17 protein-coding genes are annotated in these 22,355 nt (G+C 47.3%); 6 read left to right on the top strand and 11 right to left on the bottom strand.

Annotated elements, in window-relative coordinates; all coding sequences use genetic code 11:
• Positions 1–210 precede the first annotated feature (210 nt).
• The 8 genes from ACT89M_RS01420 to ACT89M_RS01385 all read right to left on the bottom strand — a co-directional run bounded on the left by ACT89M_RS01420 (position 211) and on the right by ACT89M_RS01385 (position 10,719).
• On the bottom strand, positions 211–381 hold the full coding sequence (locus ACT89M_RS01420; RefSeq protein ID WP_487344970.1) for a hypothetical protein: 171 nt from the start codon (positions 379–381) through the stop codon (positions 211–213).
• A gap of 308 nt (positions 382–689) precedes the next feature.
• Positions 690–1,244, bottom strand: coding sequence for a GNAT family N-acetyltransferase (locus ACT89M_RS01415; protein ID WP_154891482.1), 555 nt, complete (start codon positions 1,242–1,244; stop codon positions 690–692).
• 180 nt (positions 1,245–1,424) lie between these two features.
• Positions 1,425–3,032 carry a response regulator gene (locus tag ACT89M_RS01410; RefSeq protein ID WP_154891483.1) on the bottom strand — a complete coding sequence of 536 codons (1,608 nt, stop codon included), beginning with the start codon at positions 3,030–3,032 and terminating at the stop codon, positions 1,425–1,427.
• The gene (locus ACT89M_RS01405) at positions 3,029–4,918 is read right to left on the bottom strand and encodes a cache domain-containing sensor histidine kinase (RefSeq protein ID WP_253498532.1); all 1,890 of its coding nucleotides are present in this window, start codon (positions 4,916–4,918) and stop codon (positions 3,029–3,031) included. Before ACT89M_RS01405 ends, ACT89M_RS01410 begins: the two co-directional genes overlap by 4 nt.
• A gap of 27 nt (positions 4,919–4,945) precedes the next feature.
• Complete coding sequence (locus tag ACT89M_RS01400) at positions 4,946–5,794, bottom strand: carbohydrate ABC transporter permease (RefSeq protein WP_090924199.1); 849 nt, start codon at positions 5,792–5,794, stop codon at positions 4,946–4,948.
• Positions 5,791–6,741, bottom strand: coding sequence for a carbohydrate ABC transporter permease (locus ACT89M_RS01395; protein WP_373323317.1), 951 nt, complete (start codon positions 6,739–6,741; stop codon positions 5,791–5,793). Before ACT89M_RS01395 ends, ACT89M_RS01400 begins: the two co-directional genes overlap by 4 nt.
• A gap of 134 nt (positions 6,742–6,875) precedes the next feature.
• A complete protein-coding gene (locus ACT89M_RS01390) occupies positions 6,876–8,207 on the bottom strand; it encodes an ABC transporter substrate-binding protein (protein WP_154891485.1) in 1,332 nt (443 codons plus the stop codon).
• A gap of 223 nt (positions 8,208–8,430) precedes the next feature.
• On the bottom strand, positions 8,431–10,719 hold the full coding sequence (locus ACT89M_RS01385; RefSeq protein ID WP_487344969.1) for a glycoside hydrolase family 88/105 protein: 2,289 nt from the start codon (positions 10,717–10,719) through the stop codon (positions 8,431–8,433).
• Positions 10,720–11,098: 379 nt separating this feature from the next.
• Here ACT89M_RS01385 and ACT89M_RS01380 point away from each other — a divergent pair, with 379 nt between their 5' ends.
• The gene (locus ACT89M_RS01380) at positions 11,099–11,926 is read left to right on the top strand and encodes a methyl-accepting chemotaxis protein (protein ID WP_253498542.1); all 828 of its coding nucleotides are present in this window, start codon (positions 11,099–11,101) and stop codon (positions 11,924–11,926) included.
• A gap of 212 nt (positions 11,927–12,138) precedes the next feature.
• Here ACT89M_RS01380 and ACT89M_RS01375 read toward each other — a convergent pair whose 3' ends face one another.
• On the bottom strand, positions 12,139–12,963 hold the full coding sequence (locus tag ACT89M_RS01375; RefSeq protein ID WP_221790178.1) for an endonuclease/exonuclease/phosphatase family protein: 825 nt from the start codon (positions 12,961–12,963) through the stop codon (positions 12,139–12,141).
• Positions 12,964–13,204: 241 nt separating this feature from the next.
• Here ACT89M_RS01375 and ACT89M_RS01370 point away from each other — a divergent pair, with 241 nt between their 5' ends.
• Both ACT89M_RS01370 and ACT89M_RS01365 read left to right on the top strand, forming a co-directional pair.
• A complete protein-coding gene (locus tag ACT89M_RS01370; protein ID WP_308723399.1) occupies positions 13,205–14,956 on the top strand; it encodes an SWIM zinc finger family protein in 1,752 nt (583 codons plus the stop codon).
• Positions 14,953–17,991, top strand: coding sequence for a DEAD/DEAH box helicase (locus ACT89M_RS01365; protein ID WP_373323318.1), 3,039 nt, complete (start codon positions 14,953–14,955; stop codon positions 17,989–17,991). The genes ACT89M_RS01370 and ACT89M_RS01365 overlap by 4 nt, the downstream gene beginning before the upstream one ends.
• Positions 17,992–18,119: 128 nt before the next feature.
• Here ACT89M_RS01365 and ACT89M_RS01360 read toward each other — a convergent pair whose 3' ends face one another.
• Positions 18,120–18,608: a hypothetical protein gene (locus ACT89M_RS01360; RefSeq protein ID WP_154984887.1), complete on the bottom strand. Its 489-nt coding sequence runs from the start codon at positions 18,606–18,608 to the stop codon at positions 18,120–18,122.
• A 175-nt stretch (positions 18,609–18,783) separates the two neighbouring features.
• Entirely contained in the window at positions 18,784–19,431 is a 648-nt protein-coding gene (locus ACT89M_RS01355) for a TetR/AcrR family transcriptional regulator (RefSeq protein WP_154891490.1), read from the bottom strand.
• 214 nt (positions 19,432–19,645) lie between these two features.
• Here ACT89M_RS01355 and ACT89M_RS01350 point away from each other — a divergent pair, with 214 nt between their 5' ends.
• The 3 genes from ACT89M_RS01350 (at position 19,646) to ACT89M_RS01340 (ending at position 22,322) form a co-directional block, all read left to right on the top strand.
• Positions 19,646–20,329, top strand: coding sequence for a type 1 glutamine amidotransferase domain-containing protein (locus ACT89M_RS01350; RefSeq protein ID WP_090924207.1), 684 nt, complete (start codon positions 19,646–19,648; stop codon positions 20,327–20,329).
• A gap of 345 nt (positions 20,330–20,674) precedes the next feature.
• On the top strand, positions 20,675–21,211 hold the full coding sequence (locus tag ACT89M_RS01345) for an RNA polymerase sigma factor (RefSeq protein ID WP_154891493.1): 537 nt from the start codon (positions 20,675–20,677) through the stop codon (positions 21,209–21,211).
• Positions 21,195–22,322, top strand: a complete 1,128-nt coding sequence (locus ACT89M_RS01340) for a DUF4179 domain-containing protein (RefSeq protein ID WP_154891494.1) — start codon at positions 21,195–21,197, stop codon at positions 22,320–22,322. The genes ACT89M_RS01345 and ACT89M_RS01340 overlap by 17 nt, the downstream gene beginning before the upstream one ends.
• Positions 22,323–22,355: the final 33 nt, after the last annotated feature.

Below are 22,355 nucleotides of genomic sequence, written 5' to 3'. Positions count from 1 at the left end.
TCATCGGGGTATTGAAAAGAGCGATAAGCTCATTTTGAATCTGACGAGATTAAACATCTCATTTGTGTTCCAGTTTTCATACAGCCAGATGGCATGTACCAAAAACCTTCACGTCATTCTGCAAGCAGAATGTTCACTCACTCGTTGTTCAGTTTTCAAAGATCAAACGTATTCAGTCACCGTCACTCATTCGCTTCAGCAACTTTTATATCATACCACTTCCGAACCAACTTTGCAAGCTCTTTTTTCAAGTTTCTTTTGAAGCTTGTTTTTATTTGCTTGCCGCACCGTGTAAACTGTGTTTTCTTGGCCGGATTTAGAATATATCATAACATACAACCTTTTTGCAACTTGTAAAATATCCCATCTATATGTCGACATTAGATCAAAACCATATAACATCAGCCTGCTTCTATAATGATAATTGAAACTGCCCTCACACACTACATTCCTTTACTTACCCTACTCGTTTCAGCTACACATGAAATACACCTTATAAAATACTCATCATTTAAATTTATCCAAGGAATCCTGTGATACTAGACCAGCTCTTATTTTTTAAATGTTTATTCTCAGCTAGCTTGTATTAATCATACAACCCTTCCATCTAGCAATAGGGATAAAACTATCTATGGTAACATTTGTTCCGTGTATTCTAGCTACTAAGCAAAGACCCCTAATTTCATATGTTATCTCGTTCCATCGGGAAATCTGGCCATCATCACTGTATCGTAATACTCTCCATCCGCATGCCTTCGATCTCGCTTGAGGACTCCTTCAATCTCAAAACCACTCATCTTATATAATCGTATCGCTTTATCATTCGTTGAAAGTACCTTTAACGTTACCTTTTCGATCCCTTGTTCATCCGCCCAATGTAAGGACGATTTCAGTAACTCTCTTCCTATACCATATCCCCAGAAGGAACGGGCAACACATACCCCAAACTCGACCTGATGCGAAAAACGCTTCAACTCAGATCCAGCACACCTGCAGTACCCGACAATGTCACCTGATGCCACAGCAACCAGAAACAGATTGTTACGTTTTGCGGTATCCATGCGAATCAACTCTTGGAACCCCGAAGCATCAATGTAGGCTTCGCCCGCTTCACGATCCATATTATCCGTCTCACCGTCTAGCTGTACACGAAGTGAGCACAACGTATCTACATCCTTTTCCACGGCTGAACGAATGGTATATTGCATTCCTTTGACTAGGTACTCCTGATCATCAATGATCATCTCGCCTCTCTCACACCTTTCACGCTTAACATTAACAACATCATCAACTCTGTTTAGGCTACATTCCACACTCACCTTGTCTTATTCTCTTCTATATACTGCTCTGTTCGGTGCGCCAACCTCACTCGATCTGACTTAGAATCCCGAATCTTCAACCTGCCAGACTGACAACTAATCCACTCAGCCAATCTCTGACGGGCTTTTCCCCGTCAACATCTTGAACACCTGACTAAAATACGTCGCATTGCGGAACCCCGTCATTTCACTGACTTCGTACACCATATAATGTCCCGACTGCAGTAGCTCCACTGCCCGCTGGATACGGTATCCGTTCAGGTAGCTGACGAAATTCTCTCCGGTTACCCTTTTGAATAGTTGACTTAAATACTTGGGATGCACAAAAAGACCTTTGGCAATGGCCTCGAAACTGATCTCCTCTGCGTAATGTTCCTCAACGTATTGTTTCACTTGAGCGATAAGTTTGTTGCTTTTCTTCTCGCCCATCTCCTTGCGGATCTGCTCCAGCCATCCCTTAATGACGCCATCCATCCAGTTTATCAGATCATGCAAAGCATATTTAGACTGAATTTCACGCAGGAAGTCACTCATCGTGAGAGGCGGTGTCAGCATCGGCTGTTGCTTTTTCCAGCTATGCATCATCGTATCAAATAAACTAACCGCTACCACCTGGGCATCCTGAATGCTTGCACAGTTCCCCTCTTGTAGCGAATGGAATAATTGAAGCCAGACCTCCTCCGCCTGATCAATCCGTAGATCGGCCCACGCCTCATCCCATTGATGAAGCAACAATGAATAATCTGTCGCGCTTCGCTCCACCTCTTCCGATGTCTCCACATGATAAATGCGGTTCCCACCCTGAAACTCCGCTCGTTCTACCGCTTCCCTGCTCTCCAGATAAGAATCGATGACCTCGCAGGGATGCTCTTTCACCCGACCAATGCCGGCGCTAACTTCAATTTTCAGATACGTAAAGATCTGATCAATCATCCGACCTACGAGAGCCTGCAAGTCCTCAAAATAATCCTTGTCTCCAAGCATAACGAGTACAAATACCTGATCCGAATAATCCACAACCTCCACTTGGCAATTCGCCATCTCAGCAGTCTGTTGCTTCACTGTTTCCTGGATGATATCCGCCGCTCCATAACGTAACAGTTGCCAGTCTCGCTCTTTCATACGTGTCATAAAACCCGGACGATTCAACTGCAAACTGACTGCACGAACCTTATCATAGATTTGAAACCCGATATAATCCATCCGTGCCTCGGGCAATTCGTCCGCTCGATAACGTGTGGTCAGCAATTCATGAAGAAACTGTTTGCGTAAGTAAGGGAGCACTCTTCCCGCTTCTTGTTTATACGTCCGCTCCAGCCGCTCTCGCCGCTCTCGCACATCTTGTTCCAGCAACACTTCCCGTAGCACTGACTCAATCTCTTCCACCTCCGCTGGCTTTAGCAAAAAGTGATTCACGCCCCAGCGCATAGCCGCTCTGGCGTTTTCGAACTCGTCATATCCACTAAGGATGATAATCGGCAAGTGGGGATAGTCACGCCGCAACTCCTGCGTGACTTCAAGTCCAGTCATGCCCGGCAAGTACACGTCGGTCATGACAAGATCCGGACGCACGCGCTGGAACAGCTCAAGTGCATCCACTCCACTCGCAGCTGTACCAGCAATACTCAGGCCCAGGGAGGGCCAGTTAATATGCTCGGTCAGCGCTTTAATAATATGCGGGTCGTCATCGACAAGCATAATGGTTTTCATCATTTTTCACCGTCCAGCCACAGATTTAATTGCTCTTCGGTCTCAATGCGCGGTAGTGTAATCTCCACCTCGACACCGCCTGAACTTCCATTCCGTAGTTGCACGCCATACCTTTGTCCACAATACAACTGAATACGTTGATGTACATTACGAACACCGATACCTCGTGCATCCTCCATGTTCCAATCCTCCGGCAAACCTTGTCCATTATCCGTGATTCGAATGGTGATATCAGCAACAGCCCCTTCCGCCGGGGCAATACATACTTGGATACGCAATGTTCCTTCCAATGGATGCCCATGCATCACAGCATTTTCAATAAAGGGTTGCAAGATGATCTTGGGAATGTGACACCCACGTATACGTGGGTCGATCCGCTCCTCATATTGAATCGAGAACGGTAAGCGTTCAGATTGAATGCTGACGTAACAACGGGCATGCTCTAATTCATCCCTTACACGGATAAACAATCTGCCCCCGCTCAGCCCGATCCGCAGCAGCTTGCTCAATTGCACAATCATACGACTGATGTCCTTGGCTTCATAATCAAGCGCACGCCAGTGAATCATATCCAGCGTATTGTATAAGAAATGAGGTTTGATCTGAGCCTCAAGCAAGCTGGTTTGTGCTTCCCGTTTCGCTCGACTCTCTTCCTTGACCTGCTCCATCAGCATCGTAAGCTGTGAAGCCATATGGTTAAAACCATAGGCCAGATGGGCGTACTCCTCTGTAAACGACAGTTTTACACGCGTATCGAAGTCCCCTTTTTCAAGCTGTCTCATTCGTTTGATCAGTTGGCGCAGAGGCCGAATAATCTGCCGTACAAATAAATAAGCAAGCACAGCCGAGCATAACAATCCAAGGACGGCGATGCCGAGAATCTGCCAGCCTGCTTGGCGCACCGGGGATAACAAGGTATAGACAGGAATCGTCTGCACAAGACGCCACTGAAGCATAGCAGGTCTGGAGTACAGCACCAACTCTGCTCCACCCGGTTGACCTGATACCACTTCGAATCCATCTTCTCCAGGCCGCGCATGCTCCTGAATCCAGGCACTATCTATAATAGAAGATGATGGGTCAGTCCCGTCCACCGTTCCTTGAGCTATGGTCTGCTTTTCTTCGGGACGTGATTGATCTTCTTGATCGGACTGACCTGTACTTCCCCCTGACGGATCAGCCTTCCCCATCTGCATCACCACATTGCCGGCGGTATCCACCAGTAGCACTTTGCCATCGAGCACCATTGGAACATCGGCAAACCTGCGTACGATATCCGCTCTGCTTAGACGAATGAGCACATAAGCGACCGTCCCGCCTCGACTATCATAGATCCGCTGTGCATACCCAACCAAGGATTGTCCCGATTCATTCTCACGAAGCGGGACCCAAGCTGCGTCCGCCTTCTCCAGTGCGGCAAACCAGGAATCATTCGATATAGCATCTACAGGAAAAATACGATCAGCCATCGTCACCGTTACTTCATTAAAGGCATCCGTATACAGCTCAATCGAGGTAATCCCATCACTCACCACCATGGTATGATCCAGAATTTTTGAAACCTCTCTCCGCTGATGAATCTGTGCCAACCTGCCCGTATTGGATGTATCCAGCAAGTTAGACAACTCCCTGTTGCTTGCGAGCCCATAGGACGTGCCCGTTACCCCAGTAATAAAATCAAAGCCCCGCCTGGTGCTCTCATTCAAAAGAGCAAGACGTGCTTTACTGATTTCGGTAAATGTGACCGCAGAGAAGGATTGGTAAGCCAGCCATACAATAATGGAGACAAGCAGCAAATTAAACGCAATAAAGCAAGTCACCATCAATGTGGAGAGCTTGCTTTGTTGCAACTTTTGAAGAATGTAGGCAGACCATCTTGTTTTTCGCACTCGGAATCAACTCGTTTCGTCTTGGAATTACCCTTTGAGCCCAGAGGTCGCGATTCCTTCCACGAAGTACTTCTGACACACGATAAATACGATAAAACATGGCACAAGGGATAAAACAGACATGGCAAACATCGGACCCCAATCGGACTGTGAGCTCGAATCCAGGAACAGACGTAGTCCCAGCGGAACGGTGTACTTGCTCACATCGCTCAGGTAGATCAATTGACTGAAGAAATCATCCCATGTCCACAAAAACGTAAAGATCATCGTCGTTACCAGTGCCGGAAAAGCGAGCGGGATAATGATTTTGGTATAGATTCTTACCGGGCCACAACCGTCGATCGTCGCTGCTTCATCCAGTTCTCGCGGCAATCCCCGGAAAAACTGTACCATAAGGAAGATGAAAAACGCGTCAGTTGCCAACCATTTTGGTACAACAAGTGGCAAGTACGTATTCACCCACTCCAACTGATTAAAGAGAATATACTGCGGGATTAGCGTAACGTGGTGCGGTAGCATAATCGTCATCAGCATTAGCCCGAAGCAGATCGCTTTGAAGCGGAAGTTTAGCCGGGCGAAGGCATAGGCCGCCATCGAACAGGAGATCACATTGCCCAGCACGGCTCCAAGCGACAGAACGATGGAGTTGGTCAGAAATTTGGAAAAGGCATTCCCCTGAGCGCCGGACCAACCCGTCATGTAATTTTGCCAATTCCATTCCTTTGGCCAGAACCACGTTTCTGTAAAAATCATATGCCCCGGCTTGAACGAGCTGCCCAGCATCCATAGAACAGGATAGAGCATCACAAGGGCAATACCTGAAATCAGTACATGTTTGGTGACAATCCATGCTACGGAGTTACGTTGTCCAATCATGATTTTCCACCATCCTCATAGTGTACCCACAACTTGCTGCTGCGGAATACGAGCAATGTAAATACGCCGATCAGGATTACCAGCACCCATGCCATGGCAGAAGCATAACCCATCTGGAAGAAGGAGAACCCTTTTTTGTACAGATAGAGAGAGTACATCAATGTGGAATTTACCGGACCCCCGCTGCCGTTACTGATAATGAAGGCCTGTGTGAACGATTGAAAGGACGTAATCAGCTGCATAACTAAGTTAAAGAAGATGACAGGTGACAGGATCGGCAACGTGATATAGAAAAATCTCCGCATCGGCCCCGCACCATCTACCGCAGAAGCTTCATCATACTCCGGTGGAATCTGTTTGAGTCCTGCCAGGAAGATGATCATGGATGAACCGAACTGCCATACAGACAACAGAACAATGGAATACAGTGCGTACTTCGGATTAGCCACCCAGTCAGGTGCTTTAATGCCTACCATCGCCAGTACGCTGTTGAGCAATCCGTCACCGCCCAGCATTTTGCGCCACAACATTGCGATAGCTACGCTTCCTCCCAGCAATGTAGGGATGTAATACACGGTGCGGTATATGCCAAGTCCGCGAATGCCTTTGTTGAGCAGCATCGCGACAAATAAGGCAAAAATCAGTTTGAGTGGAACGGAGACAGCAACGTAGGTAAATGTCACCTGAAGTGACTTGGTGAACAGCTTGTCAGACGTAAACATGGTGACGTAGTTATTCAGACCGACCCAGTTCGGAGCGGCAAGAATACTATAATCGGTAAAGGAAATGTATAACGAAGCAAGCATGGGACCCAGGGTCAGAAATACTAATCCGACAAGCCAAGGAGCGAGAAAGAGCAGAGCGGCTCCATTATGGGCGTATCGACGTTTCATGCGCCGGGCGGCTACTTTCTCGAGTCTGGCTTGACTGACCTGTGATGTCGTCATTTTCGCAACCTCCCCGCAGGATTTGAATTCATCGGAACGGTTTCCGCCAGGTGTATTTGTAGATATATCTTGTAGACATATCTACAAATACAGATACAGGTAAAACTCGTCTATAGCTACAAGTTCTATTCTCTTTACTGGCTTGATCCAAGCGTTGCTTTGGCGCCCTCAATAAACTGGGCAATGATGTCTGTCATACTACCTTGACCAAAAGCGATCTGTTCGCTTGCACTTTTGAAACTCGTGTCCACTTCAGCAAAACCTTGCGGGTATGGCGGGCTAATTTCACTGGAATGTTTGGATACCGTATCAATGAATTGGAAAATGACTTTCTCTGCATCTGACAGCTTCGGCTGCATCTGCTCACGGATGCTCGCATTGACTGGCACACCGCGCTCTGATCCAAGAATCGCTGTCGCTTCAGGGTCATTCACCATAAAGTCAATGAACATAGCTACTTCTTTTGGATGTTTGGATTTGGCATAACCGGACAGGAACTGGCCTGGCTTCAGATACTCACCGATCCGTTGTTCGTTCACACCATGTGGCAACACTTGAATGCCAAGCTTATGATCCTGGTTTTTGTTCACTTGTTGGAACGTAAGCAGTTGGTTGGACCACGCAAAGTCCATAGCCGCTGTACCCAAAGAAATCGGTCTGGTTTCGAGTGCATTGGTTGTGGAAGCAGCGACTTCAGCGGATGTAGCTCCTCTGTTCTCACGCAATGCAGCCCACATCTCAAACCACTCTTTCAATTGGTCACTTGTTGCTGTCATGGTGCCATCCTCAAACAACCCTTTGCCGGACTGGCGTACAAATACCTCAAACATATTCGTAGCACCGGAAATGTCAGCCGAACCGTAGAATCCGTCTCCCTTCGCTGCAGCAATCTTGGCTGCTATCGCTGAGAAGTCGTCCCATGTCCAGCTTTCCTTCGGCTCTTCAATGCCCAGTTGCTGGAATAATGTTGCGTCATAAATGACACCTGGCGCATTCACCCCAAGGGTGATGGCATATAGTTTATCGTCGATCGATCCGGCTGTAATCATGCTCTTGTCGTGGTCTTTGATTCGCAGCTCTTTATCTGCATATGGCGTCAGGTCAAGCAAAGCACCGCGCCGTGCAAAGTCCGTCAGAAACGCGTAGTCCATCTGGATGATATCCGGAGCGTTCGAACCGGCAACCTGAGTCGTAAGTTTGTCAAAATATCCATCCCAGCCCGAATATTCAGCTTTAATTGTAATGCCTGGATGTTTCTCTTCAAACAGTTTGATCACTTTGGTTGTCAGATCATGTCTGGTCTGTGATCCCCACCAGGTCATGCGCAGTTCAATTTTGTCAGAAGTACCGCCTTGGCCTGAATCACCGGAAGATGCCGGTGTGCTTGAGGTTCCTCCAGAACAGGCTGTAGCGAATAATAACAGGGACAGGCAGAACAGGGTTACCCACTTTTTGGTGATGATCATGAATGAATTTCCTCCCCTTTTTGCTTATATGAAATCGCTTACAAAACTATTGTAATCGCCTGTCTCTGTACATGACATAAACAAAAGTAAGCTATCCTGTCAAAAAAGTAAGGGGTTCACAGGAAAGAAAAACCACCGGAAACCACATTCCCGGTGGCGCTTATCTCTTCATGATGAACAAACCTAAAAAATGAAGCAGGTGGGAAGCTGATACAACCTCGTTCTATCCGGAATGTACAGTAGACGCTGTAGACTTCGCCGTGCGCTCCGATAAATGTTTCTCCATTTTGGCTACCTCTGTTCCAGCCAGCATCATGATCCCGATCCCATGGTTGTCATTGGTAACCGTCCGCAAATCTTGATCGTAGTATTCAGCTGTGAATGCATATCTTGATCCGCTACATACGCCGTGAACGTTCCCTTGACGGTCAATGGCGTTGCTCACCAGTCCCTTCCAAGCCCGCTGAGCTGCCGTAACGTATGCCGAAGGATCTTTAAACCAGCCGAAACGTACACCACGTGCGAAACCATACGCAAACATAGCTGTACAGGAGGCTTCCAGATACGTTTCCGAATGATTCAATACTTGATGCCAGAGCCCGCTCTCACTTTGCAGTGCTGCGTAACCCTCGCATAGCTCGTTGAAAAACTCGATTAAAGCGGGACGCTCCGCGTGGTCTTCAGGCAATGCCTCCAGTACTTCTGTCAGGGAGAAAAGAGTCCACCCGTTACCACGCCCCCAAGGAATCTGAGTCGCCTGTTTATATTTGAAATCATATACATGAGACATAATCTTGTATTCAGGCATAAACAAATATTTGCGATACAGTGAAAACTGTTTGGCCGCTTCATCGAGTGCTTCGGATTTCCCTGTCACACGAGCATACCGCACAAGGAATGGTGTACTCATGTAAAGGTCATCTGCCCACATCGTATTCTCGGCATATTCCCCAGCACATGTTCGATAGAACGCCCCATCCGTTTGACGCTCCAAACGGTTAAGCATAAAGTCCGCGATTCGTTCAGCAATGGGAAGGAAGGTTGGTTCCTTGCATTCCGTATATGATTCCAGCATCGCTGAGCCGAAGGAACCACAGTTATCCAACATTTTCAACATAATTAACTGCTGATTAATAGAAGGGAAACCGTACTGCTCACGATCCCATAGAGAATACTCATACATCTGAGTGCATGACTGTACATGTTCTGCGGCATAACGGGTAATATCTGTTCTTTGCATATATCGTCCTGCCTGGAGCAGGCCATAGACGGTGACACCCAGCGGGTAATCCCAACGTCCATAGTTGGTTACACTACCCACGGTCCATTTATTGCTCAGCATCGCATTTTCATAATAAGGTCGGATGAACGTATCCGGCCGACCCAAACGCCAGTACGTCCGCCCTGCTTGCGAAACGCCGCTCGTTCCTGTGCCTTGTTGTCCTGCATTAGTCCGGTACACACGATCCAAACGCATCAAATCTGCAAGTTCTGGCTCGGCTCCAGATTCAAATGGACCTGCATAGAACCAACATTCTTCCAATGCTCCCTGCACTCGTTGCGGAAGCTCCAACTGAAGAGACTCTGTACCGACAGAAGCTTTCAGGTCAAATCCCCATGAGCCAGCACCGGCTTGACATTCACTTCGTACCAGAAGATCATTTCGGCCAAATGTGGCTTCAACCTCCACTTCAAACGATCCTGCGTTTTTTATTGTTGCAACTGACTTGTCCCCGAGCCAGATCTGTATTGGACCAGAGGATTGTCCAGATAATCGAACCGGACGTCCAGAGGTATCACGATTGTTCAGATTCGTCCATGCATAAGCGTGTCTGCCTGGAAGCAGTCCATAGATTCGTTCCAAAGCCGATTTATTCTGATCAGAAGCAGACCACTGGGTCTCTGGCAACCATTTTAGATTACTCTCTCCTTGACTCGCGAGCAGGTTTGGCTGGGCTTGTGCGGATGTAACAGGTTCAGAGAAGACCCATCCCGCTTGCCCCGAACGCTCTTGAAAAGGAGCAAGTACATTCAGAATACGTACTTTGCCTTCATCGGAACCGAACTGGCATCCGAATCCGGCAGGGGTGTTTTTCATCTCCAGCCACACGGTATTCCAGCCGGGCTCGATGTCGATTCCAAGCTTCACCGTGGCATCTGGCGTTATCTCATCAATGACCGTAGAACGGTAGATCAACTCATTGTTAAAATAAAAACGTACCGGTCCATAGCAACGTACCAGCACATCGAGATTACGGTTCTCATCCCCCCATACCAGCGCTGCGGCGTAGGAGATATGATCTTTCGGCGCGTCTGGAAAGCGTTTACCAAGATTCAGATCATAGAGCCCTTTATCATTTTGCAAAATGCCGGATTGCTGAAACGCACGGTACACAAAATCAGCCTGTGCATTGGCACCAATATATCTCTCGGCAAGCACCTTCAATACCTGCTCCTGATCTTCTCCGAATCGATAATACATGCTCTGCGGTTCACTGAAATACGTTGTCATTGAATGCCACATTCCTCTCATGTTGAAGTACTTCTCAATCTTATAAAAGCCCATGCTTGTTTACAGGACGTTGTTCACTTATTTTCATGATATAGATATAGCGCTTAACCTCAATGAGGATACCCCTTTATGAGCAAGCGACAGCATTTCTTTTACCATTCGTATCGATTAATAATCCTAGTATAACTGACACAGCTCATGGTGGCTATAGATTTTTGTTTACGCTTACACTGTATTCGCAAATCCTCGCTTTGCTTACCAAAATCAAGAAATATATGGTACCTGTTACAATCATGGTTAAAAGAAATTCGAGGCGCAACCGATATATACTAGGTAGTTTAATAACAATCCATACTAATTTGGAAAGGACAGATTTATATTGAATACGCTTGAATCTCTGGTCAATACGATGCCTTTTGTACGTCAAATGTTCCGTGACGATATCTCCATATCGATCAATGATCATGAAAAGGTATTATATTTCTCCGAAGCCCAAAGTCTAGATATTGGTGTAAAAGCCGGTGACGAACTACATGATGACTACAAGCATTTCAAAATGCTGAGCAATAAGGACTCCCGCACCGTTGTGCGCATGCCTGGTGATCTTCAGGGAAGGCCGTTCGATTCCATCCTCATCCCTGTAAAAGAAAACGGACAAGTAGTCGGCATCCTGGGGGTCAACTACGCACTTGATAATCACCTTACACTGGAAAAGCTGATTAGCGAAAGCGAAAAAACAATCAACTCCCTTGTTGGTGGCATTCAGCAAATTGCAGCTCATTCGGAGCAGCTGTCAACAACCTCGGAGGAAATTTTGCGAAATTCTCAAAAGGCATCCGAAAATTCGATTAACGTCACAAAAGTCACTAACGTGATTCGTGAAGTCTCCGAGCAAACCAATCTGCTTGGATTAAACGCAATGATCGAGGCCGCTCGTGTCGGTGAGCAAGGCGCCGGATTCGGCATCGTAGCTAGTGAAGTCCGTAAACTCTCCGATCATACGAAACAAGCTGCGTCGGATATAGAGACCTCTCTGGGCAGTGTGCAGCATTCCATGAAATATATGGAGCAAGAGATTGGCCAGATTACGACAGCAACTGGAGATCAAGCCAAGCTTGTGACTGAATTTATGCAAAGTATTGAACAACTGAGTGAGACCAGTGCAAATCTAAAAAAGTTTGTACAGCAGATGCTGGCGCTTGAATAAACATTTATTGATCAACAATGAATCTTAGAAAAATTTAATTTAAGCAGCACGATTTACATAAGAAATGAGTTTTTCATAACACACCAAGAGCCTCCACAGTCATTCCCTGTTCGGGATATGAGCGGAGGCTTTCTATCTACATGATCGAATATAGCATTCAGGCGTACACGAGAAAGAGAATGTACGTGCAAAAGCATAAACTCGGAATATCCTTATATCTCTACCGCAACACCGAAATGATCGGATACGACAGGTCCCTTTTTACCATTTAACACAACGTTGGAGATCTGCGCCTGAACAGGACGATTCGAGAAAATATAATCAATTCTTAGCGGTTGTTCATTGTTCGCCCAACCGGCAATCGCTTTAACCACAGTAGCCCCGTCGTCTTTTTGTTCGGCTGTCGTATACAGATCATTCCAGCCATGTTCCATCATGTAATCGTAGCCTTGTCCACGAATCTCCGCGACATTGTTGAAGTCCCCCATCAGATACAACGGTTGATGCATATAAGGTGCAAGCACACGCTCGGTCAAATCCCATTGCCCCTTAAAAGGTTCCTGTGCATCATCCCACCAGTTATAATGTCCGTTCACAAACCATGTGGATGTGGACTCACCTTCCAGGGTAGTCTCAATCCCGACGATTTTGCGTGTTCGATAGTTGTTATAATCCCGCATGTGGGACACGTATTCGCCGAATGAACGAGTAATGGGTGTCCGGCTTAGAATCGCCAGCCCCTCATCGTATGTACGAAACCCGATATGTGTTGGAATCCAGGTCCAGTAATACGTCTCGGTTAGTTGCTGTAGCAGGACATGAGCGTAGTTATCCTTTTTGATCGTCACATCCGCTTCGGTTGCTGTATACGTCTGCAATTCCTCTTGGGTCAGAGCCGTTTCTTGAATCGGCTGGTTCACTTCTTGCATCGATATGATATCAAATTGATGTGTATTGATAAAATCAGCCAGCTGACTGATCTTGGTTCGTTGGTTTTCTTCCGCCCAAGCATGGACATTTAATGTAAGGATTTTCATCTCTATGCTCGCTCCTGTTGTTGAATATAGTCTTTATATGGCTGCCGCGCAGCCAGTACCGCTCCTGAAATGAATACATACGTTATAAGATAAGCATACACAATATGGAGTATTCGTGCAGTAGATTCCGATGACGTCTGCACGAGCATCTCCAGAACTGATATGATAGAAGCATTGAAACTCTAGACCTTGACGTCGAAGACGTCATCATTAGTTAACCATGTATACCCCAGGAGATGGAATGATGAACAAACCTAAGGATCAGATCATGGATGACACGCAGTGGCAAGCACTGATTCGTGAAGTTGCAGATCTTTTTAACAACCTGACGATCATGCGTGGATTCCAATATTATAAACAGAAACGTGTTATATCTATAAATTTCAACGATGCTCAGGCTATTACCGCCGAGGTACAAGGATCAGAATCTTACGAGGTTGTGCTCCGTATGCAGGACTTGTCCACCAGTTATTGTACCTGCCCGGTTAACTCTCCATGCAAACATATGGCTGCTGTATTGATGAGTTATGCTGAACAGCAAGGACGCCCCGTTCCTGCACTGGTCAATGCACATGCAAGTACTGCCTTGAAACAAACCAGCAAACCGGCAGGTTCGACATCTGCGAGAGCTTATAGCTTCAGCGATGTTACGGAACAAGAGGAGGCTGTCCAAGACAATATCTCCTCGGATGGACCCCAGTATAGCACAATTAAGGAGCGGGCAACCGAACTCGCTGGAATGGACATTGTTGAATGGCATGAACTATTTCGAGCGACCCTTAAGCGACTCGGGACAGGAACGGCAACGACGGGCTACATTCAGGAAGCTGCAGATGAACTATACGCGATCAAACCCAAGATGTCAGTGGCGATGGATCAGCTGTTTGAGCTGCATGTTCAGCTTTACCTCATGCGATACTGTATACCACCCGCGCGCAACTCTATTACGCATACTCCTGTGTATTTAAGTTACCCTGCCCAGCTGGCGGTAGACTCTCTCCAAAAAGGAATTGAGACCCTTCTGCTCCAGTCGCTGGACTTGTCCGGATTGAAGGGCACGGCATTTGAACAAGTCTGGGCAAGGCTCGAAGAAACTTCGGCTTATTTGCGGACAGAGATGTTGCCGGAGACAGCTAATATGATGTTCTTCTCACCCGTTTACTCCAAGCTGTGGCTGAACTGGATTGTGCCCTGGCTTCAAGGTAAACAGGCGATGTTGGAGTCAGAACTTCATCTACTGAACGAAGCAGAAGCAAAGATCATTTCGCCAGAAGGAGCTGTCCCCGGCGGAGAGAAGAACGTCAGAAAAGGATCTTTACCCTTACCGCTTGTTCTGGCACAGAGCTGGATGTACTACCATCTGGAACAGGATTCATCAGCTTGGCAGAAACTTGTCCATGGCAGCTCAGCCTATGGCATTCCGCCGGAACATCTGTTGTACTTTCTCCATACACTGACCGATGCAGCTGAATGGACACGTCTGTCCGAATGGCTGGTACAGCTCGGGCCCCTGCTGGCGGGTCGCCGCAATGCTCCTTTACAGGACTATATGCGATTGTGGGATACTGCAATCCAGCATGTCCCGGATGCAGAGCACCGGATGTGGGACACGCTGGTCAGCATGCTTCCCCACTCCAGGCCTGCTTATGAGGATGCCATGCATTCTCGGGGGCAGTGGCGCAGGTGGATTGATTTTCAGCTGAGCACAGGCACTGAACCTCTCGAATTCCGAGTAGCTGTATTGCAACCCATTGAGAAGGACGCCCCTGAGTTGCTTTTGCCGTTCTATCATCAGGCGGTGGAGCGTTATATTGCACACAAGAACAGGGATGGTTACAAAGCCGCAGTAAAGCTGCTGAAACGACTGTCCAAAATATATAAAAAAATGAAGCGAGAGGAGCCGTGGGAGCAGTTCATTACTGCACTGGCTGTTCGCAACAGCCGATTGCGCGCCCTGCAGGAGGAGCTTCGGAAAGGTAAGCTGATACCATGAGTCTAATTCACCCATACACGGAAACGATTGAGGTACACGTGGCTTTGACCGGCTATGGCGATGCGCTATTTTACGGTGCGCTGAATACACATCACTTTGTGTCAGGCCAATCGTTGAAGCAGCGTCTATTCGCATGGCATGCTCCTTCCTTTTACGGCACGGAGCTTGAAATCCGGCAGATTGAAGAGATTGAGCTTGTGGTGTTGCCTGCGGAAGAGGTTCTCCCATTCTTTGCAGAGATGAAGACTCTGATTCATATTGAGTGGAAGTGGGATGAACAGGCTGAGTACCTGATCCGACTAGCCCCGATACTGTCCTCGTCTATTGATCATCGCAAGCATGTACCCAGCTTTGAGGCTTATCGTGCCGGACAACTGCAATGGACGTGGGACTCGGATAGTCTGAAAAAGCAGGATCTGGCTGCACTTCACCAAGCCATGCAGCAGACGGATGAAAGTTTCGCTGAAGGACTTGGCGCAGCTTACTCCGCCGCTGTGTTCCAGCGCTGGTATAGCTCCGAAGAAGCAGCCACCGACCTGCGGCGGGAGTTCCCACAGCTCTTCCCCGAGCGCGGAGTGCTTCCGCGAACAGGCGGCCTTGATGCTCGGTCGTGGCTGGTGTCCATCGGTTGGAAAGCCGATGCTGCACCCTTCCGCCCGATGCTGCAATTGCAGGAGCCGGACGAGGACGACTTCTCCTGGCGACTGCGTTTGGTATTGCAGAACAAGCTGGATGCTGCCGTTCTCGTGCCCGTCATGCTCGATTCACGCGGACGACTGGAGGGCGAATGGCCCGAAGCTTGGACGCCATTTGTTCTGGATCGCTCGGCTGGCTGGCTGGATCAGCTGCGTGCGCAACTGCCGCGTCTTGGCAGTTCCATCAGCGGCAGACGAGATATTCTGAGCGATCCGCTGGATGATCAGCAAGCCTGGCAGTTTCTGACCCAAGAGAGCGGTCGCTTGCTAGCCGCGGGATGGCAAGTTCTATTGCCGGGCTGGTGGGAAGCCGCCCGGAAGAAAAAACCGAAGCTGCGAGCCAAAGTAAAACCGGAGGAAGGCAGTGAGCGTGGCCAATCGTTCTTTGGATTGGACTCCATCATTCATTTTGACTGGCGCATCGCCATTGGGGATAGTGATCTTAGTGAAGAAGAATTTGCAGATCTCGTCGCCCGTAATGAACGACTCGTCCGATTCCGCGGCGAATGGGTTCCGCTCGACCCCGATCTGCTGGAGCAAATTCGCAGAGCGATGGGGGGTGTAGATCGGGAGGAAGGACTCTCTTTCCAGGATATTCTGCATCTGCATCTACTTCACAATGAACAGCGTGAATATGCCAAGCAGAAATGGAAGGAAGGTCAACAGGCCGAGGGCGAACAGGAACCAGAGCCATCTCAGACCAGCGAGAGTATCCGGCTTGAGGTGGAGTTAAATGATCATCTGAACCGGGTCATCGCTCAGCTCGGAGGCGGACAAGGCGGAGCCCCTTCCCTGCCAGTTCCGGAGGGACTTCACGCAGAGCTACGTTCCTACCAGAAGGAAGGTTTTGCTTGGCTTGGTTTTCTGCGCAGATTCGGCTTAGGCGCTTGTCTTGCTGATGATATGGGTCTTGGGAAAACGATTCAGTTCATTACGTATTTGTTGCACATTAAAGATTATGAGCCAAGACTACCTGGACAAGCACCTGCCCTTCTGATTTGTCCAACATCCGTACTCGGGAACTGGCAGAAGGAAATCAGCCGTTTTGCTCCTTCCATCCGTGTCAGTCTGCATTACGGGGCACGCCGGTTAAACGGAGAAGAATTCCGGGAGCAAGCCGAACAGTCGGATATTATCATTACTTCCTACGCCACGGCGACGCTGGATCAGGAACTGCTGGAAACCTACACGTGGTCTGCTATCTGCCTCGATGAAGCACAGAATATCAAGAATGCCCAGACGAAACAGTCCGTGGCTGTACGCAGCTTCCCGGCGAAACATCGCATTGCGCTTACAGGTACGCCCATCGAGAATCGGTTATCCGAACTGTGGTCGATCTATGATTTCATTAATCCGGGTTATCTGGGCAGTGCCCGGGCATTTCAAACCCGCTTCATCAGTGCGATTGAAAAGGATAAGGATGAGCAGCGCATGCAGGATCTGCAACAACTGGTGAAACCTTTTATGCTTCGCCGTAAGAAAAAAGATCCGAATATCCAGCTCGATCTGCCGGACAAAAATGAGATGAAAACATATATTCACCTCACAGGTGAACAGAGTGCATTATATGACCAATCGGTGCAAGCCCTGATGGATAAAATGAAAGAGCTGGAGGGCATCAAGCGCAAAGGTGCGATTCTCTCCGCGTTAACCCAATTGAAGCAATTGTGTGACCACCCGCTGTTGCTCACCAAGGAAACGTTGCCTGAAGAACTGCCTGCGGATGATCCGGCAACATCAACCTATGACGTGTACAGTCCGCAGGACATGGCGATGCTGATCAGCCGCTCGGCCAAGCTGGAACGGCTCATGGAGCTGGTTCGTGAGCTACGTGACGAGGGCGAACGCTGCCTGATTTTCACACAATATATCGGCATGGGGCAGATATTACAGCAAGTGCTACGGCAGGAGCTGCAAGAGCCTGTACTCTACCTGCATGGCGGCACGTCGAAGACTGCACGGGATCGCATGATTGAGGAATTTCAGTCCCGTACACTGCCTGCGGACAAGCAACCTTCGGTCTTCATTCTGTCCATCAAGGCTGGTGGTGTTGGGCTAAATCTGACGGCGGCCAATCATGTCTTCCACTTTGACCGCTGGTGGAACCCCGCAGTGGAGAACCAGGCAACAGACCGGGCCTATCGGATGGGACAAACCAAGGACGTGCAGGTGCACAAGTTTATCTCTCTCGGTACGCTCGAGGAACGCATCGACGAGATGCTGGAGAGCAAGCAACAACTTAGTGACAACATCATCACGAGTTCGGAGAACTGGATTACCGAACTGTCGACCGATGAGCTGAAGGATTTGTTCACGCGTCGCCGGGACTGGTCTGGTTAAGCTGGCTGAGTAAAATAAAAAAAGAGCGAAGCTTTGGAATGTGGATTCCGGCTTCGCTCTTTTTGCTTTTGTAACGTTGTGCTTCTTGATGAAAGTACCATTCTAAACCTTGTTTTGGGATCCCAGTTCTAGCGCATGTTACCGATGATGGAGGATCTGGAGTCTTGCATCTTTTTAATGAAATTAGTCATGAGATCAAAAGCTTCATTCCGCTTGTTAGACATGGACTGCAGACGAAGCATATCCATTTGTTGCGAATTGCTGAGGGCATCAATCTGGCCTTTCAATGTTTGCACAGCGGCTTGATCTCCGTTTTGCTGAGCCACTTGCAATTTTGCATTGAGATCAGCAATCTGTTGATTGCGGTTCTGTACCTCTTGAATTTGTGTTTGCAATTGAGCATCCAGCAATCTGGTGCGCTCCTGCTGCACCATCATCAAGGCCGTTTCAATATCCATAGAGGAGATGTTAACGCTGGCTACAGAGACGTTTACTCCGGACAATGAAGAAACGGGCTTTGCCACAGTTGCACTTGCTGCCGATGCAGAAGTGACAACCGATACTGCTGCAATTGCAGCAATAGCTGTTGAAGAGAGAAGCTTTGTTGACTTTTTCATAGGGTAGACCTCCCAAAATATGTAGAAGACATCTGGTCATAATTGACATCTTTCGACATGATTATATCAGAAGACCTAGGACTTTAAATCTATTTATTTTAAATTTGAAATAAAATATATACTTCCCGTTGTTATATCCAGAGCTAGCCATCCAATAAACTCTCATATCTGCTAGTTACATCGTCCGTGATAGCTGTTGAATCAGTTCGTTAATGTATGATTTCACCGGCTGATCATCCAGATTCTTAATCCTTGACGGGTTAAGTAACTGATGTTTCTTTAGGATGTAGAAGTCAAACAAACCCTGCCGGATGGTCATATCATGTGTAATGGAAAACGAAGGTTCAGCGATTCTGCGGATCACAGCTTCATCTTGAATCATGTATAACACCGGGCTAATGCGATTAAAAATACCTTGTTCTATTCCCTTTTCAAAAAATGAACATAACTGTTCACTATGATGCCTCAAAGCGGAAGCAATGCCTTCGTATAATTCCGGGTAAAGCTTCTTCACCTCGTTCCAAAAGAACTCGGGCAGATATAACACATGGGTCATCGCATGCTCATAGGCGATCTGAAATCTACGCTCGTACGAGATCGTATCATCGTCCATTGTTGCCCGGGAATCATGAATCTCCTCAATATACACGTTCAGTACGTTCTGGATAATTTCCTCTTTGGATGAGAAATATTTATATAGGGTTGCCTTGCTGATATCCATATGTTTCGCGATGTCATCCATGCGCAGGGAACTGATGGACTTTGCACGCAGAACCGGAATGATTTTGGTTAGTAGTTTTTGTGAATTTTCCAAACGTTTCAAGGGGGTACCTCCTTCATGCTGCGTCAATTGCTCCAAATTGGACAATATAATGAGTATACCATGCCTGGACAAAATAGATAGAATAAACGAACTATACGAATTTCATCGTTTTAGTTTACTTTAACAAATGAGTATGGTATATTGTCTGCATGAAGTTGTTAACGATTATATTTTACACAATTTAAATTACAAGCATGTACAGGAGGTTTTCACGATGAAAAAAATATTAGTTGTTTTGACCAATGTCGATAAATATGCAACCAAAGATGAACCTACAGGTCTGTGGCTCAGTGAAGCCACTCACTTCATTGAAGAGTTCGACCATAACGATAATGTGCAGATTGATCTGGTTAGCCCGAATGGCGGCAACGTGCCACTTGATCCGAAAAGTCTGGGCGACTCTCTGGATGCCAGCACCAAAGCTTATTTCGAGAACGAATCCTTCATGAACAAATTGAAAAATACATTGAAACCGAGCGAAGTAAGCGCAAGCGACTACGATGCCATCTACTTCACGGGTGGACACGGTACAATGTGGGATTTCCCGGACAATGCCGAACTTCAAGCGCTATCACGTGATATTTATGAAAAAGGTGGCGTAGTATCCGGCGTGTGCCACGGGGTTACTGCCCTGCTGAATGTGAAGCTGTCCAATGGCTTGCTTCTGATTAACGATAAAAAAGTGTCTGGCTTCACCAACGAGGAAGAAGAACTGGCACAACAAACGAAATATGTTCCATTCCTGCTCGAAGATGCACTCCGGGAACGTGCTTCCGAGTACGTCAAATCCTCTCCTTACACTTCCTATGTGACAACAGATGGACGTGTGGTTACGGGACAAAACCCGCAATCCAGCAAAGCCGTAGCCGAAAGTGTCAAAGAATTGCTTGGTCTGTAAGATACCTCAGCTCCCCCATGAGCTTTTATATAAATGAAAACTTTAACAAAAAGCACGTACCCTTCAAGATCTGACAGGTACGTGCTTTTTAGTGATGTTCTTTATGTTCTCCAAAAACGCCAGACGCTACTTCTTCTATCCTTATACTGCTTCAAGTGAAGGGCAGGCTCTCTCCTTAGACGTCTAACATATGAAGTTTGCAGCATTCAGTGTAACTCTTCATTTTTATCCTACAAAAAAATAAATGTGACCATCTGCCCCACCCGGCAGTCTAATCTATGTAAAACCGGCCAAGAGATGTATCTCTAACACGATATAAACCCGTTACGAAAGGAGCTGTTAACTATGGATTCACCCGATCTCATCACACAGGCTATCCAGGGAGATCGTGAAGCTTTCATCAGGCTGATCCGAGAGATCGAAAATTCCCTATACAATACCGCCATATCCATGCTGCGCAAAGAAGAGGATGCCGCAGACGCGATTCAGGAGACGATCCTGAAAGCCTACAAATCCATGCATACCCTTCGGGAACCACAGTATTTCAAAACCTGGATGTTCCGTATTCTCATCAATGAATGCAATACCTTGTTATCCCGCCGCTCTCTCTCCACTTCTTACGCAGAAGTACCCGCAGAACATCAGGCACAATCCAGTCCATACGATGAGGTGGATATGCGAGAAGCAGTCGATCAGCTGGAAGAAGCCAAACGCATTGTGATTGTACTGCACTACTTTGAAGATATGAGCCTGCGTCAAGTCGCCGATACACTGGGCCTGTCCGAAAGCGCCGTGAAGATGAGGCTGAGCCGGGCAAGGAAAGAGCTATATCAAAAATTCAAAAACTTTCGGGAGGTAAAATTACATGTCGAACCCGTTTAATCTCGATCAAAAATTAAAAGAACAAGCCAAGGAGCGTCCTGCCATGTCTAAAATCGTACGTAACCGCATTGATGCCACACTGGATTCCCTTCCGGAATCAGCTAGCCAAATGAATATGGAGTCGGTTCAGGCTCATCCATCAAAACGTGTTCATAAGCCACTACGCCGTACCGCAGGAGCTGCTGTCGCAGCAGGTGTGCTGGGCTTAACGGTATTTGCATCCGGTTTTGTCTCTCCAGCAATGGCTGACTCGTTGCGCAACATTCCACTGATAGGCAGTCTCTTCAGCTCGATTGAAGCTGATATGGGTCTGAGAACAGCAGGCAACGAAGGTTTGACTACACCAGTGAACAGCTCTTTCACTTATCAGGATGTGAAATTCAAAGTATTAGAAACGGTCTATGACGGCACACGTGCAGCGTTTCTCGTTCATGTTACTGCACCTAATCTCAATCAGGGCATGTACGACAATGGCAAAGATATCGTAAAGCTGAGCAGTGGCGTTGAAAATGTATTTTTCGATGTGAACGGTTCTCGTCCAGATAGCGGTCTGTTCTATACTTCAGCCGGAGCGAACGAGCCTGATACGTTGCTTTTTGAACAGGTTATTCCTGCAGATCACACAGGCGTCATCCCGGATCAGTTCGAAGCTAAAGTGAAGTTGAAGTTGCAAGGTATGGATCATGAGTTCGAATTGACCGTTCCGTTCACTAAATCTATAACGGACACTCATAACGTTCAGCCGAATAGCACGATAGAAAATGATCTGTACACGGTCACTGTGAACAAAGCCGAGGTCACCCCAATTACGACTCGTCTAACTGCTTCGATCGCGTTAAAAGGGGAAGAAACGTTAAGTAAAAAAGAAGAGAAACAGCTACGTGAAATCCGATTTGCTGTCTATGATGATCAAGGCCGACAATTGACTGCATTGAGCGGTGAAGGTGTGTATCAAGCAAACCAGTTGAACTGGGAAAACATCTATGCTACCACAGCCAAGGATGTGAAATACTTGATTGTGAAGCCTTTTAAGGTGAAAGATGATTTTGCCGAAGAGGTCAAGGACGATCAATTCATTAAAGGAATGGAAATGAAAATCCAGTTGCCATAGCTCAATTTCATTTCCTTGCAGAGGGGTTATCGC

It is taken from the genome of Paenibacillus sp. NN59, assembly GCF_057597225.1.
Note: the sequence above shows the minus strand (reverse complement) of the source record. Positions and strands in the feature narration are given on the sequence as shown.